Annotated in this window: 14 protein-coding genes; 2 read left to right on the top strand and 12 right to left on the bottom strand. The window is 44.4% G+C overall.

Going from position 1 to position 15,854, the window contains the following annotated elements; genetic code table 11:
- Window positions 1–21 precede the first annotated feature (21 nt).
- The 3 genes from nadE to ACYCSE_RS12765 all read right to left on the bottom strand — a co-directional run bounded on the left by nadE (window position 22) and on the right by ACYCSE_RS12765 (window position 3,248).
- Complete coding sequence (gene nadE / locus ACYCSE_RS12775) at window positions 22–831, bottom strand: ammonia-dependent NAD(+) synthetase (protein ID WP_459702422.1); 810 nt, start codon at window positions 829–831, stop codon at window positions 22–24.
- A 101-nt stretch (window positions 832–932) separates the two neighbouring features.
- The gene (locus ACYCSE_RS12770) at window positions 933–1,367 is read right to left on the bottom strand and encodes a BrxA/BrxB family bacilliredoxin (protein WP_023986978.1); all 435 of its coding nucleotides are present in this window, start codon (window positions 1,365–1,367) and stop codon (window positions 933–935) included.
- A 141-nt stretch (window positions 1,368–1,508) separates the two neighbouring features.
- Window positions 1,509–3,248: a two-component system sensor histidine kinase NtrB gene (locus ACYCSE_RS12765; RefSeq protein WP_459702421.1), complete on the bottom strand. Its 1,740-nt coding sequence runs from the start codon at window positions 3,246–3,248 to the stop codon at window positions 1,509–1,511.
- A 291-nt stretch (window positions 3,249–3,539) separates the two neighbouring features.
- On the opposite strand from ACYCSE_RS12765, the gene ACYCSE_RS12760 reads away from it, so the two are divergent.
- Window positions 3,540–4,805 (top strand): BaiN/RdsA family NAD(P)/FAD-dependent oxidoreductase, encoded by a 1,266-nt coding sequence (locus ACYCSE_RS12760; RefSeq protein WP_459702420.1) that lies wholly within the window; start codon window positions 3,540–3,542, stop codon window positions 4,803–4,805.
- A gap of 216 nt (window positions 4,806–5,021) precedes the next feature.
- On the opposite strand, the gene ACYCSE_RS12755 is transcribed toward ACYCSE_RS12760, so the two are convergent.
- From ACYCSE_RS12755 to ACYCSE_RS12730, 6 genes are all read right to left on the bottom strand, one after another.
- Window positions 5,022–6,692, bottom strand: coding sequence for a ribonuclease J (locus ACYCSE_RS12755; RefSeq protein ID WP_069291088.1), 1,671 nt, complete (start codon window positions 6,690–6,692; stop codon window positions 5,022–5,024).
- A gap of 112 nt (window positions 6,693–6,804) precedes the next feature.
- The gene (locus ACYCSE_RS12750) at window positions 6,805–8,235 is read right to left on the bottom strand and encodes a YfcC family protein (protein WP_250267432.1); all 1,431 of its coding nucleotides are present in this window, start codon (window positions 8,233–8,235) and stop codon (window positions 6,805–6,807) included.
- A gap of 2 nt (window positions 8,236–8,237) precedes the next feature.
- A complete protein-coding gene (locus tag ACYCSE_RS12745; protein ID WP_061831976.1) occupies window positions 8,238–9,821 on the bottom strand; it encodes an amidohydrolase in 1,584 nt (527 codons plus the stop codon).
- Between the two features lie 135 nt (window positions 9,822–9,956).
- Window positions 9,957–10,670: a GntR family transcriptional regulator gene (locus ACYCSE_RS12740; protein WP_061831977.1), complete on the bottom strand. Its 714-nt coding sequence runs from the start codon at window positions 10,668–10,670 to the stop codon at window positions 9,957–9,959.
- Window positions 10,671–10,767: 97 nt separating this feature from the next.
- On the bottom strand, window positions 10,768–11,580 hold the full coding sequence (locus ACYCSE_RS12735; protein WP_061831978.1) for a PfkB family carbohydrate kinase: 813 nt from the start codon (window positions 11,578–11,580) through the stop codon (window positions 10,768–10,770).
- Window positions 11,581–11,609: 29 nt separating this feature from the next.
- The gene (locus tag ACYCSE_RS12730; RefSeq protein ID WP_061831979.1) at window positions 11,610–12,578 is read right to left on the bottom strand and encodes an SIS domain-containing protein; all 969 of its coding nucleotides are present in this window, start codon (window positions 12,576–12,578) and stop codon (window positions 11,610–11,612) included.
- Window positions 12,579–12,899: 321 nt separating this feature from the next.
- Here ACYCSE_RS12730 and ACYCSE_RS12725 point away from each other — a divergent pair, with 321 nt between their 5' ends.
- Window positions 12,900–13,532: a LysE family transporter gene (locus ACYCSE_RS12725; protein WP_081112522.1), complete on the top strand. Its 633-nt coding sequence runs from the start codon at window positions 12,900–12,902 to the stop codon at window positions 13,530–13,532.
- 20 nt (window positions 13,533–13,552) lie between these two features.
- Here the strand turns inward: ACYCSE_RS12725 and ACYCSE_RS12720 are convergent, their stop codons facing one another.
- From ACYCSE_RS12720 to ACYCSE_RS12710, 3 genes are all read right to left on the bottom strand, one after another.
- Window positions 13,553–14,893: an amino acid permease gene (locus ACYCSE_RS12720; protein WP_459702419.1), complete on the bottom strand. Its 1,341-nt coding sequence runs from the start codon at window positions 14,891–14,893 to the stop codon at window positions 13,553–13,555.
- A gap of 246 nt (window positions 14,894–15,139) precedes the next feature.
- Entirely contained in the window at window positions 15,140–15,439 is a 300-nt protein-coding gene (locus ACYCSE_RS12715) for a spore coat protein (RefSeq protein ID WP_250259444.1), read from the bottom strand.
- A 17-nt stretch (window positions 15,440–15,456) separates the two neighbouring features.
- The gene (locus ACYCSE_RS12710; protein ID WP_029515813.1) at window positions 15,457–15,642 is read right to left on the bottom strand and encodes a hypothetical protein; all 186 of its coding nucleotides are present in this window, start codon (window positions 15,640–15,642) and stop codon (window positions 15,457–15,459) included.
- Window positions 15,643–15,854: the final 212 nt, after the last annotated feature.

Raw genomic sequence — 15,854 nt, 5'->3', positions numbered from 1 at the left:
CAATTCCATAATGATTAATGCTTAAACCCCTGGGATGCTTGTCCGCTTATGCGCTGTACGTGTAAAGAAGCTTTCCAGCTTTTCACGTGCCGCCGGGTCAATTTCCTTACCTTCCAGGTAGTCGCTGTTTGCTTCGTAGGAGATCCCCAGTTCTTTTTCATCCGTCTGGCCTTCCCACAATCCTGCTGTAGGCGCTTTGTCCAAAATGGCCTGCGGAACTCCAAGATAGCTGGCCAGCAAGCGCACCTGACGTTTGTTAAGCGTGCTAAGTGGCGTAATATCAACCGCACCATCGCCCCATTTGGTATAAAAGCCTGTGATAGCTTCTGAAGCGTGATCTGTGCCAACGACGAGCAGATTCAGCTCATTCGCGAGTGCGTACTGCACCACCATACGTGTTCTTGCCTTTACATTCCCTCTCACTTGCGGAGTAATGGAACGCTCCAGACCGATATCCTTTAACGTATGCTCTACTTCCACGGCAACCTTGTCCACGGCTTCCTTAATGTTCGTTTCCCCAGCATATTTCAGGTCGAACGCTTTAGCTACCGCGTAGCTATGCTCGATATCTTCCTGTTGGCCGTATGGCTGGAATACACCCAGCGTTTTGTATTCGTCCCCTTGTTCCAGCGTCAATTCATCTGTAGCCCGCTTGCACAAAGCGGCTGCTACGGCACTATCAATCCCGCCACTGATGGCGATTAACAGCCCTTTGCTTCCCGTTTTCGTTACATACGACTTGAGGAAATCCACACGCTTACGGACCTCCGCCTCTACATTAATCGTAGGCTGTACTCCCAATTCAGCAATAATCTGTTCCTGCAAACTCATCAGATAAGCACCTCTTTTTTAGGAATTTCCTTCACAAGCCAACATGCAAAAGCCCCGGCAAGTTTCGCAGGCGAAAAATGCGGGGCATAGCTTGAGCAGTCTTACCGGCAAAAACGATCAAATGCACTGGTCAAATCAGCAGCGATCTGATCTGCCGAACGATCCTCCACCTGATGACGCTCGATGAAGTGAACCAGTTCGCCGTCTTTCAACAGCGCGATAGAAGGGGATGACGGTGGGTAAGGTGCGAAAAATTCGCGAGCCTTTGCCGTTGCTTCCTTGTCCTGTCCGGCAAAAACCGAATACAGATGATCTGGCGTAAGATCATGCTTCAACGCTTCAGCCACACCCGGGCGGCATTGGCCTGCGGCACAACCACATACCGAGTTCACAACAACCAACACTGTCCCTTTAGCATTAGGAAGCTTGGCCTCCACATCTTCAGAAGTACGCAGTTCCTGAATCCCAAGATTCGTCAGTTCATCGCGCATTGGCTGAACTGAATCTCTCATATATTGATCGAAAGACATAGACATATTCTTTCACTCCTTTTCCAAAAATCATGTATACTACGTTTCTAATTTCATCCTTTGCCGTAGTAAAGGCATGGACATCTAAACTTCATTATACAATCTTTTTCACGTAATTTGCAAAAATCCGGCTATATATTTGCACGATTATTTCTGTATCGAATTTATGACAGAAGGTTCAGCGTGATCCCGGTAAGTCGGGACGGTTCTGCGCAATCGGACTTTAAACTGCGTGCCCATTCCCTCCACCGAGTCTACGGCAATCGTACCGTGATGACGCTCCACTATACTTTGACATAAGGCCAGCCCCAAACCTGTACCTTTCGTTTTGGTGGTGTAAAAAGGTTGGAACAGCTTTTCAAGCTGTTTTTGCGGAATTCCCGGACCTGTGTCCTTTACTTCGAGTTCCACGAAATCCCCTTCCTCATGAGTCGAAATGGTCAACACCCCCTTTTCTCCCATAGCTTCCATCGCATTACGTGATAAATTAAGCAGCAACTGCTTCATTTCCTTAGGGTTCAAATGCAGCATCGTCACATGCTCCTCCAGCTTTAGCTCAATCGTCTGCCCCCTCAGATTCGCATCTGCCCACAATAAAGGCGTCAGTTCGCGAATAATATCATGCAGATGACATTGCTCCTTCTCGACAATCCGATTCTGGGCCAGTGAAAGGAAATCGTTAATAATTCCGTTCGCCCGATCGAGTTCCTCCATCACAATGCGGTAGTAATGGTTGAGAGACTCTGGACTTTTCTCACGCATAAGCTGTAAAAAACCACGCACAACCGCCATCGGATTACGTATTTCATGAGTAATGCCCGCTGCCATCTGTCCGACCAGACTGAGCCTCTCGAAATTGCCTAGCTCACTGCGCAGCGTCTCCAGCTCTGTAATATCTTGCAAGGCGATAATGACGCCTGTCGTTTGGTTTACGTGTTTATCCCGAATAGGAAGGAAACTTGAGAAGAATACTTTGGGAGTAACATTTATAAAATCAGCACCCGCCTCTCCTTGCAACGCTTTTGCAACTCGTTCGTTAACCACAGGCAAAGCGCTAAAACCATATAACGAGGTCAATGGACGGCCTACTACCTCAGGCAGTGTAATGTAGGGATCGAAGTCCTGGTAGAGTTCCAGCATCGTTTTGTTCATATGTATAACTCGTTCTTCGCTGTCCAGAGTAACAAGAGATAACGGCATCAAATCCATAACTTGACGCAGCTTATCCACTTCAATTAAGTATTTGCTCGTAAATTCAGTCACATCACGCCGCAGCGCCAGCTTCTCAAAGGCATTATGCATCAGACTCACGACCGTAAAACTTGCCAGCACACCTGCACCAATATTCCAGAACGTTGTAAGTAAGTCAGGAATGTATACCGAAATATCCTGTTTGCCCCACAGTAGCGGAAATATCGCCTTAAACAGCATATCAGCCACAACATATGCGGAGATTAGGAGTTTTTTGTCCAACAAGGTTCCTCTTTGAAAAAACTTGACATGCAGCAGCATAAAAGGAAAAAGGATAAAACCCGTGCCCACATACATCGGGGACATTTCTGTCGACTGGGCTATAATCAGGACACCCATTAGTGCGGAAGCGGCGAGCACGAAGGCAGTGCGACGTCTACCGTACATGATGCCAACAGCAAGGGGAATAATACCGAGATTGGAAGGTAGACCATACGGAGACTGATATTGAAAGAGTGTACATAGCAATATGGCTGGCAAGCAACACAGATACAGTATTCCTTGATTGGGTCCAGGAAGCAGATTGCCGCCCCAAACCTTTTTCTTATCCCCATAATCCGTTAATATAGAGAAAAAACCCGCCGATATAACGGCAAGGAGAACTTGGAGCACACTTTCCTTCAACGCAATTAACAAGGACTTCTCCCCCTCATCATCTTTCCTTGACGCCGTTAGTTGAATTAAAGCACAGGCTACAATATATTACAATATATGTGTTAAAATCCCGGTGTAGAACGACAAAATCTGCTAAATACCAGATGTATATAAGAGGAACGTTTTTACGCGTTTTAAATTCTTTAAAATTGAAATATATACGTGTTTGCTGTGCTCTAAGGCTATCTAAAGCGACGGTATTACGATATGATGGAAAATCGGTTACATCATTCTGAATTTTTTGAAAATTTGTCGACGAAAAGGAAGAGGTTTATGACTTACGACGTTATTGTAATCGGAGGCGGCTCAGCCGGATTAATGGCTGCTGCCGCTGCCAGCGGTGAGGGCGCCAAGGTGCTTTTGCTTGAAAAAGGAAATAAGCTCGGGCGAAAGCTGGGGATCTCTGGTGGAGGCCGTTGCAATGTCACGAATGCCAAAGAGCTGGACGAACTCATTCGACACATTCCCGGTAATGGCCGTTTTCTGCACAGTGCACTGGCGGCTTTCGGCAATCGGGATATCATCGCCTTTTTTGAACAGCTGGGTATAGCCTTAAAGGAAGAAGACAATGGGCGTATGTTTCCAGTGACGGACAAAGCCAAAACAGTTGTCGATGCTTTGATCAACAAGGTACGCTCTCAAGGAGTCGAGATTCGGACAAGCTGTCCTGTTCAAGAGGTTATTTACAATGAAGGTCATACGGCTGGGGTGCGGCTGCGTTCCGGTGAAATCCTACATAGCCGTAATGTCATTGTAGCCGTTGGCGGCAAATCCGTCCCGCATACAGGCTCGGAAGGTGACGGCTATGCATGGGCAGAACAAGCAGGGCATACGATTACGGAACTGTACCCAACAGAGGTGCCGTTGACCTCAGGCGAGACGTTCATCCAGACGAAAGAGCTTCAGGGACTATCCTTACGCGATATCAGTCTGACCGTATGGAATGCGAAGCAAAAAAAAGTTGTCGTCCATGAAGGAGATATGATTTTTACACATTTCGGTCTATCTGGCCCAACTGCTTTGCGGTGCAGTCAGTTTGTCGTCAAGGGAATGAAAAAGGATAAGGTAAACACGGTGTTGTTGACTCTGGATTTACAGCCTCACAAACATGCCGATGAAGTCTACCGTGAGACGCTGGAATTGGCATCGGTCGATGCTAAAAAAGCGATCAAAAATGTGCTTAAGCCTTATTTACCGGAACGCTTGATTCCATTGTTGCTCCAGCAAGCCGAACTGCGTGAGGATTTGACCTATGATCATATTCCCAAGCAGCAATGGCAAGAACTTGCTCATCACATTAAGGCGTTTCCAATCCGTGTGAACGGTACGCTCTCTCTGAAGGAAGCATTTGTTACCGGGGGCGGTGTGAATTTGAAGGAAATTAATCCGAAAACGATGGAGTCCAAGCTGATGCCTGGATTGTTCTTCTGCGGTGAGATTCTCGATATTCACGGTTACACAGGTGGTTATAATATTACAGCGGCGTTTACGACAGGGCATACAGCAGGAACCCAATCGGCTTTAAACGTGATGCTGTAGGAGTGGGAGGCACTACGCGTAGGCTTTGATCTTACGATCGCTGTCGCTTCTCCAGATTCAAATCCTCCGCTTCGCTAGAAACCGCCATTACAACCGCATTTTTAGGGAAAACAGGAAATCAAAAAGACTTAAATCAGTTGTATTGCTGATTTAAGTCTTTTTTTGAGTAATCGCGTATTGAACAAGCTCTATCTTGTTTTGACATTTGCCGCTATTCTATACCTCAATAATGATAGGTAAAATCATGGGTCTTCTCTTCGTCTGACTGTAAATAAACCGGCCAACATCATCTTTTAACATCTGCTTAATCAGTCCCCACTGACTCATTTCGATTTCGGTTAACTCGTTCACTGTGGACATAATCGTGTCGTGGATCTGACTCATGAGCTCTTCGGAATCCTTAACATATACAAAGCCTCTTGAAATGACCTCTGGCGTTGCGAGCATTTGCTTCTCGTTTTTGCTCAACGTCATCACAATAATCAGCATTCCGTCTGAAGAAAGCTTTTTACGGTCTCGTAGTACAATATTACCTACGTCCCCTGTTACCAACCCGTCTACCAAGCTATTGCCGGCTGATACTTTGGGCCCCAGGGATGCTCTTCCCTCTTCGATTTGAACAGTGTCACCGTTATGGACGATAAATACATTCTCCATCGGAATCCCCACAGACTCCGCTAGCTGACGATGCTGATACAACATCCTGAATTCACCGTGTATGGGAATCAAATACTCAGGTTTCATCAGGGTCATCATTAATTTTAATTCTTCCTGGCTGCCATGACCGGATACGTGCATTCCCGTGGAGCTGCCTGATCCATAAATAACCTGGGCACCCAGCACATACAAATTATCAATGACCTGGGAAAGGTTTCGCTCATTCCCCGGTATGGCTCCCGCAGCAATGATGACCGTATCACCAGGCAAAATTTCGATTTTGGGATGCAGGGAATTGGCTAAACGTGACAATGCGGCCATCGGCTCTCCCTGACTTCCGGTACATAAAACTGCAATTTCTTCTGCGGGGAACCGCTCTGTTTCCCCCGGCTCAATCAACAAATCCTCAGGCATATGCAAGAAGCCCAGCTCCTTCGCCACCGAAACCACATTTACCATACTGCGTCCGAGTAAAACCAGTTTGCGACCTGTTTCCACAGCCGCGTCAATGACTTGTTGAACACGGTTCACATTAGAAGCGAACGTGGAGATAAATACCTGCTGCTTGGCTCTGGCAAATGCATCTAGAATATGCCCGCCAACCAAACGTTCTGAAGGGGTAAATCCCGGTCTTTCCGCATTTGTACTTTCGGAGAGCAGCACTTTTACCCCCTTCTTTCCTATTTCAGCCATTCGATGAAGATCGGGAAAAGGTCCGCTTACGGGAGACATATCGAATTTGAAATCCCCGGTATGGACCACATTGCCTTCCGGTGTCTGAAAAAAGACACCCAGGCAATCCGGGATACTGTGGACCGTGGTGAAAAAAGAGGCCTGAATCGTTCCCGCTTGAACGGTTGAATCTGCATCTATAAGATGAAGCTCAGCATCACGTAAAAGATTGTGCTCCCTTAACTTAATCTTAATTAATTCGATGGTGAGCTTTGTGCCAAAAACGGGCATATTAATCTGTTTCAGCAGATAGGGAATACCTCCGATGTGATCCTCATGCCCATGAGTCACAATGAGCGCTCTGACTTTATCCTGATTTTCCAGCAGATAGGTGACATCGGGCACAATAAGGTCAATACCAGGCAAGTTCTCATCAGGAAACTTGGAGCCACAATCGATAACGACAATATCCTGATCGTATTGGATGAAATACATGTTTTTCCCGATTTCATTAACACCGCCTAGAGCAGCAACGAGTAATCTATTATCAGCATGCATCAATTTTATTTCCTCCTTAGGAAAATGCTATCCATATTATTCATTTTTCACGTAAACTTATGCACAAAAAGAAACCCTTGTCTCTAAAAGACAGGGGCTCTCACTTGATTTATTAGATACCCACTGCAGCCGAAATCGCAGCAAAAATAGCAGCAACTAACCACAGAATGGGGAATAGCTTGAAGATTACCTTCAGCCACTGTCCAAAGCTGATCCGGGCAATGGCCAATCCCGCCAGCAGTACTCCGCCTGTCGGTGAAATGAGATTGGTTAACCCGTTACCGAATTGGTACGCTGTGACTACTGCTTCACGATTGATACCTACAAGATCGCCAAGCGGTGCAAGTACAGGCATTGTTAGTGCTGCTTCCCCCGAAGAAGATGGGACCAGGAAAGTAATAATATTGTGTGCAACCAACATAATGGTGGTGAACAAGTAACTTGGCAATCCTTCCAGAATGCTTGCGAGTGCATTCAATACGGTATCGATGATCATACCCTGCTCGGCGATGATCAGAATTCCCCGGGCGAGACCTATGATCACTGCAGCGTAGATGAATTCTCCACACCCTTTTACAAAATTCTCAGCTATTTCCTTCTGGCTCATTTTAGTAACTACTCCGACAAAAAGACCGAGTGCGAAGAAAAGGGCGCCGATTTCAGTCATATACCAGCCTTTGGCCAAAATTCCCCAGACAATTGCTCCAAGCGTTACAATAAATCCACCTATAATTAATTTGTCCCGAAACGTGAAGACGACGTCCTCACCTGTATTTTCTTTTATAAACTGCTCGCGATTTATAATATCACTCTGAAAAACAATGGATTTCTCCGGATTTCTCTTAACCCGGTGCGCATACCACATCGTAAAGGCAATAGAAATCATAGTAAATACAAGCCATTCGATAAATCTCAGCCAGAGCTGGGGATTCCCCTCCAATCCTGCGATCCCCTGGGCAATCAATACTGAAAATGGATTAACAGTCGAACCAACATAGCCAATTTGCGTTCCCAGAAATAGAATGAGAATAGCAGTCATAGAATCGAAGCCTAGGGCAAACATTAATGGAATAAAAATCGCATAAAGCGGAATAATTTCTTCGCTCATTCCAAAGGTAGAGCCTCCGAGACTGAATATAACCATGGCAATTGGAATAAGCAGAATCCCCTTATTCTTCAGCCGTCTGGCAAGAGCTGTCAGGGCACGGTCAATGGCTCCCGTCTGCAGTATAATCCCGAAGGAGCCGCCCACAATAAGGACAAAAGAGACCACATCGGCGGCATTGATAATCCCCTCAATAGGAGCGCTTAGGATTTGGGGGAGTCCTTGTCTTAAATCACCGTTCTCACCCGTTTTGGGTACAGTGTGATAGGTTCCCGAAACGATCGCGGTTTTGGTCACACCGTTCACTGTCACTTCATGCCGGTCAAATTGTCCGCTGGGTACAATCCATGTCAATGCGGCGACTGTAATAATAATCAAAAATATTAAGGTATAGCTATGGGGCAAGGATAATTTCCATTTCTTTTTCTCGATGTTCATGTTTATCCCTCATTCCAAGAATGGTTATAAGTAACCTTCCCTCCCATAATGGTCAGTATCACTTGGGCATCCCTGATATCACTAGCGGATGCATTAAGAAGGTTGCGGTCAAAAACGGCGATGTCAGCATATTTTCCAGCCTCCAGCGTGCCTGTGACCTCTTCCATATAACAATGTCTGGCTCCATTAATGGTCCATGCTTTTAAAACTTCGGATGGCGGCATCCCATGATCGGGATACCAGCCTCCAGCAGGTGATCCGTCCGGAAATAACCGATGAGAAGCTGAGTACAGTGAATCAGGGACACTTGTGATAAATAAAGGTAGATCAGTCCCAATGGTTATTGGCACGTTAGCCTCCAGCATAGATTTATAATTATAAAATCGGTTCTCATTACCTTTGCCTACCACAACAGGCATATAGGCCTCTTCATAGGTTGGATTCAGTAGCAGGATTTGGGCGTAGACTTCGGCAAAAATTTCGTTTTCGCCCATTCTGATCAAATCATCTGGATGAGGATACTCTAGATCACTGATAGAATGTCTGATAAGGTTATTACCTTGTTGTTCGCGGCATTTTTCAATCATGGATACCGCTTGGCGAATCGCAGCATCACCTTCTGCAGTTAGGCAGCATTTGATACCTTGGCTGTCCGCTTCCAGCACAGAGGCTTCAATTTTTTCGTAATCAACCGTCCTCAAATTCGTGACTTCAGGCATATCTGCGTACGGTTCCAGCATGTCCCCCGTATGATCTGCTACGACGCCGTCAAGCATCAGCTTGTATCCTTGGAAACGAATAAGGTCCCCATTATAAAGTGCTTTATACTTCATACCGGTGCCAATATCCAACGGTTCAACAACGGGTTCAAGTGAGAAATGAAATCGGAGCGGCAGTTCTCCTGTTTCTTTCAATTCTTCTAGAATCGGCAGCAGCTCGCTATGCCGGTCAAAGCCAATATCTTTTATGGAGGTAACTCCTCGTGCAGCTAGTATGCGGCAAAACTCCATAAACTCTTGTTTGACAAGGCTGTGATCCTTCATCATAGCTTGGAGCAGCAAAGCGCGTGCCTCAGCACTGCATTGATCCGGCAAAAATTGATATTTCTCCTGAGCCAGTCGGTTCATCCAGCAGTAGCTTTTATTTAGGTTAATGGCAATCACCGCCCGATCAGGGAACAGCTCGTCCAACAAGCTTTGCTCAGGCAGCTTGCCCCAACCTTCCTCGCTCCAGCCGTAAGCGGTTACATCTTTCCCTGGCGGAAGGTTGTTTGCCGCTTGTAGCATGGATTCCATTGCTTCTTCAATAGAGGCTGCATGAGTCAAATCCACGCCCCGATGCATCGACATATATCCGGTAAAAAATACATGGTTGTCATGAACTCCTGGCATGATAAAAGCATCGCCCAAATCACAGACAACCGTTCCCGCTCCTATCCAAGCTTGTGCCTCCTCGGGACGCCCCACTGCTGCAATACATTCTCCTCGCAGTGCAATAAACCCCGGCGAGGCTTCATTTTCTAAGCCATTAAAAATAGCATTTGACAGTAAAACTTTGTCCGCTAATGTATCATTCTTCCCTTGCACAATTTCACCCCCTCATTATTCATCCGCCTCACTACATAACGTAATATAACGTTATAATATAGCTTCTGCTTCTCTTATAGAGTGGAAGCAGAAGCTGCGCCGTACCTGAATACATTTACATAACAGGCAACGGATTTATATTGAGAATTGATAACGATCTCCAATGATGTACTGTTTACCTACATGAACGGGGCCTCCATGCTGATCATAAATAATCGTGTGCATGTAGAACAACGCCTGTCCGATGGCCGTCTCCAGCAGCTTTGCCTGGTATTCATCCGCCAAAGCGATTTGTAATATCGTCTCTCCCGGTTGGTTAGGATCAATGCTGTATTTATGACGTAACAGTTCGTATACAGAGTCCACCAACTGCTCTTCCATTAGAAAAGAAAATCGGTCATAAGGATAAAAATTATTCTCCAGCATTAGCGGTCGATCACCGGCGTATCTTTTGCGCTGAATATATAACACCTTTTCTCCTTGTTGCAGCTGCAACTGATGTGCAATTTCCTCATCTGCTTCTATGATTTCACGTTCTGTGACCACACTGTGTGAAGATAGGCCGTTGGATTTGCAGGCAGCCGTAAAGCTGATGACATGTTCAATCTTCCGCCCAATTTTGGGTACATTGACAAAGGTACCTTTTCCTTGACGTTTGGTCAGATAACCTTCATGAACCAATTCGGCAATGGCTTTTCTTACGGTAATTCGACTTACATTGTAGGTCTCGCTTAGCTCAGTTTCGGTCGGTATACGGCTTCCCTGCGTAAATGTTCCATTATGAATAGCCGTTTTGACCGCTTTTTGTAATTGAATATATAATGGCTCTGCTTGGTCCGAATTCAACATAATGTGCCCTCACTTGTCATATAACGTTATATTACTCCCACTTAGAGTATCAAATGTTACATATTCTTACAAGTGAAGATATTTGAACATAATTTTTTTAGTAGCGGACGCCGTATCCGAAAGAACCTTCTACCAGACAGCTCTGAGCAGCAACCCTCGAGCCTTCTACCATAGCGTCCTGAATGTTTCCATTTTTCAAAAAGCTCAGTAAAAAGGCGGTTATATAAGAGTCTCCTGCCCCCATCGTATCCACAGCGTCCACGGAATCAGGCATTTGAAAATAGAACTTAGTACCATCATAGGCAATAGATCTATCTCCGCCGCGTGTGGCTACCAGAATTTGCCCCTCTTTTTTTCGATTGGAGCGGATATAGTTCTGTGTCTCTTCATCCGTCATATGGCTACAAGAGAAGAAAGCGAAATCGGCGTACGCAATATATTTCTCCACCTGTGCATCTATGAAATCATCCGAAAAGTCAAAAGAAAGAGGGATTCCCAGCATCTTCAATTCAGGCAGCAAGTGCCCTGTATGACTGTACAAGCCGGTGTGAATAAGGTCGAATCCGCCAACATAGGCCTTGTCATCTTCACTCAGCTTCAGCGGATGGAGACGTGTAACTCCTCCCTCATTGCTGCCCAGAAATACTCTGTCTCCGTCTTCCAGGGTTACACGTGCGCAGCCATTCTCCCCGCTGTGATATCTGCACCGTGAAATGTCGATTTCCAGCTCACGGAGAATGTGTTCTACATGCTGTGCTTCGTTATCATCTCCGAATACTCCGATAAAGGCTGCATCTACTCCCGCTTTTTTGGCAAACACACTGAAATTAAGCGCATTGCCGCCAGGATACATCATGCGCAGATGAACATATTTATCTACCACATTATCGCCAATGCCTAGAACTTTCATGATGGTTTTCCTCCTGTTGGTAAGTGCGCTTAGTAAGCTACTTTGCCCATATAACGACGAGTTTCCAGTGGGTGATTGCGTACATTTGCGAGTGCTTCACGATAAACACATACAATGCTGTAAAATAAAACCGGGTTAAAAAACTCGACGACCTCGTCGGCAATAGTTCCAATTCCAAGCTCCTTTGCATCGATCACTTCCACTTTCTCGGCATATTGATTCAAGAAAGTCTGTGCCCGCTCATCCAATGCCCGTGTGCGTCCTTCGTTGATCATCAGAATAAATGGAGTTTCTTTATCCGTTACTTCAAACGGTCCGTGGAAAAATTCACCCGAATGGATTGAAGCCGCATGAAGCCATTGCATTTCCATTAGAGAGCAGATAGCAAATCCGTACGCATGTCCATAAGAAGCTCCGCTGGTCAGGATATAGAAGAGGTCTTCATTGCGATATTTGTCAGCGAATACACTGGCACGCGGTTCAACTTGTATTTTTGCCCGGTTAATAATTCCATTGATTGCTCCCAAGCCGTTCTGGAAAGCTTGATAATGCACATAGCCTTCAGCGATTTGAAGCAGCTCAACAGTAAGCTCCAAAATAATAGCCATCGGGTTATTTTTGACATCGCTCTCATCTCCCCACTCGTAGAGGAATGAATAATCAGAATAATTGAGCAGTGCCGCTTCACTATTGTGGGTTAAGCCGATGGTGTAAGCGCCTTTCTCTTTGGCTGATTTAGCAGCTGCAACCGATTCCGGCGTGTTTCCTCCATGGGAACACACGATGACTACAGCGTTTTTACCTAATCGTTTTGGCAGTGCGTGCACAAACTCATTCGCCGTATACATCCCTGCTACCAACTTCTTTGCTTCACTATCCAGAAAATATTTCGAAGGATACATATCGACTAGTGAGCCCCCGCAGGCTACTAAATACACCTCAGAAATCTCTCCGCTTGCTTGTTCATAAATCGTCTGAACCGTCTGTTGTACATTCATTTTTATCTCTCCTTTTTATATAACGTTATATAACGTATTGTTTACGAGATAAATATAAGCGCTTTCAATAAAAGTGTCAACCCCAATTATTCGATCAAATAAACTTTTTTTATAACCTGTCATTAAAAAAGCTCTAATCCTTGTGTGAACGGAATTAGAGCTCCTTTTTTAGATTTAATTCATTGATAGGTTGGTTGGCAATAACGAGGCTACTCCTACAATATACGCACAAAAAATATGGTCTTATAAATGGGTTTGTCCGAATAAACTTAAATAGACAAAATACATAACATCCAATAAAAAATCAAGGAGGGAGTCACCATTAATACTTTTATCAGTTATATTTTTCTTGGTCTGTCACTTTCGGCCCCTATTGGACCGATTAATGCCGCACAGTTGGATCGGGGTATCAAGAATGGTTTTTGGCACGCCTGGTTTATTGGGCTTGGTGCAATAACCGCAGACATTATCTATATGCTGCTTGTTTATTTGGGAATGATTCACCTTCTTAATGCTCCGTTTGTCAAAGCTTTTTTATGGCTGTTTGGTTTTTTCGTACTTGTGTATACAGGTATTGAAAGCATCAAAAATGCAGGTGTGATTTCAGAATCCGAATTAAGGGGAAATGGTAATACATTAAGTAACTCATTTATGTCCGGTTTTCTAATGTCATTATTTAATCCTCTCTCCATCCTTTTTTGGCTTGGCATTTACGGATCCATACTCGCAAACGTCGCTAATACATATCCAGTACAACAGCTAATGATCTATAGCGGAGCGATTGTATTAGGCGTGTTACTATGGGATGTGACCATGGCAGCCGCTTCAAGTATTTTCCGGCGGTTCTTAAAAACCGGATTGCTTAAAACCATCTCTTGGATGTCCGGATTATCTCTTATCGGTTTTGGCTTTTATTTTGGCGTACAAGCATTTCAATTACTTTTTTTACGCTAACGCTTAACTCACTGACAACGTTAACGAGATTCCTTGGCGTGCTTTCGGCGAACCCATTGTACAATGAGGTCACATATTGCAATTAACAAGACAAGCAATAAGCTGATGTACACTCCCGGACGGCTAAGTTTATGAAAAAATGATCCGACCACGGCCATAGCTATCAACAATAATCCAATCCAACGTTTAATATTGTTTGATTTGCTCGATTCCAGTAGCTTACCTGAAGACAGCAAAATAAAGCACCAATTATACAACAGCATTAAACCCGCTGCTGTAGTGATATATTCATATACTTTTCCCGGTAGCAGCAACGACATTACGATGGCTGATATTAATCCAACGGAGATCAAACTAAGTGCATAAAGGGGATATTTGCCCTTCCACTTCCGTGAAAATAATTTGGGCGCATCTCCTTCCTGTGCAAGCGTAAGCATCATAGATGTCTCTGCGTATAGGGATGCTGTCATTGTGGAGAACCCTGCAATAATAAGCACTCCATTAAATAAATGAGGCACAAAAACCAGGTGATCACTGCTAAGCGCAAGCACAAAAGGACTTTCTTTCGGGTTAAAGGCACTTAATGGCACCATAGACACAGCCAGACCAATTGAAAGCACATACACTGCAACCAGTGTAATCAGCATTACCTTGCCTGCTTTAGGTGCATCCTCCGGTTTTTGAAGCCGATTAGACATAATTCCGAGCACTTCAATACCTCCGTATGCATAAAAGGCAAAAATAAAAGATGACCACAATCCTATGCCCCCAGTCGGAAAAAATTCTTTGTAACTGATGGGGAACTTCGGATTATATTTTCCTCCTCCGATCCAGCCTGCCAAAAGAGCAACGGCCAAAACCAGAAACATAACAATAGCTGCCATCTTGATGATGGCCAGTACATTTTCAACTCGATCAAAACCCTTATTGCCAAAAAAAACAATCACAAGCCCTAAAATCCCGAAGCCTGCTGCAAATATCCACATCGGTACCTGAGGAAACCAAAAGCGTGAGAATATAGATAGCGCGGTTAGTTGGCTCCCATTGATAAGCAATTCTGAGAACCAATACACCCATCCACTGCCGAATCCTGCCCAACTTCCAAATGCTTTTTGGGCATAGGAACGGAAAGAACCCTGTTCAGGATGATCTGCCGTCATGCGCGAAAGGGCATCAAACACCACATATGTTCCCACTGCTGCAAAAAAGTATGCAATCAGTACGGCTGGACCACCTATGGAGATCGCTAAGCCAGACCCGAGGAAATATCCTGTACCAATGGTACCTGCAACGCCTAATAAACTAAGTTGCCACCATTTTAGTTTTTGATCTTTTTGCTTAACAGCTGAAGACTTGCCCATAATGAAAATCACCCTATTCCTGATATTGAGACCTAGTTCTCCGATATTATGATTGCCTTCTTCACCATATTTCATGTGGACAGCAATTCATTTCGTTATTTGTGATTTCTGGATTAGAAGTGTGACTATTTATGTAATAAAAAAGCACCAGCAAACTCGTTTAAGGTTTGCTGATGCTTTTTCTATATAAAACCAGAGACTTCAGTTGGGACTAAATAGATCTTTTGTTGCGTTAATTATTAATTATCAAAATTTAGACATAGAAAGTGCCTTGTCCGCATTTTGAATATCCATTTGTATTTGCTGATCCGGCTCATAAGCGTTATAGTAACCATTGTTCTTCATATAATTAAAAATTTGTTCATGAAGATTAACAGCTTTGCTCAATTGGTCGCAAAGAACATTGCGAACTTCCGAGCTGGTTGACTCTGTCAGGGCAATTGCATAGCTTTTAATTCCACTTTTAGCCGAAATCAACAGGTCTGAAGCGATCACCTGATCCGTCATTCCGCCCATTCCAGTCATGTTCTGAACAATAGAATTCACGTTAATCCTCCTTTAAATTACACGAGCAGATTTCTAAGCTGTTGAATATCTTGTGTGCCACCGTTAACATCCTGCTGCAAAATGTTTTTTAAATTTGTGTCTGATACTAAAGGAATCATGGTTTGGGCTTTTGTCAGGCAAGTTGTTTTAAACGTAAGTAGCTCATGCAATTCCAATTTTTCGTGAACTCCTAATTTTTGCAAGGTCAAGACCTCCTTTCTGAAATTGTTATTCCCTGCTGTCGTTGCTATTTATGCATATCCTACAGAATTTCAATTCTGGTGAAAGCTCTAACTGAGTTTTTCCCACACAAAAAAAGCTCCTTCAAAGCCACAATAATTAATGGTCTTATAGGAGCTTTATCCTAATATGAGCTGAACAGTGAAGACTCAAATTCTAATCATGACTTTTAGGA

Source organism: Paenibacillus sp. SEL1 (genome assembly GCF_054602535.1).
This window is presented reverse-complemented; position numbering and strand designations above follow the sequence as displayed.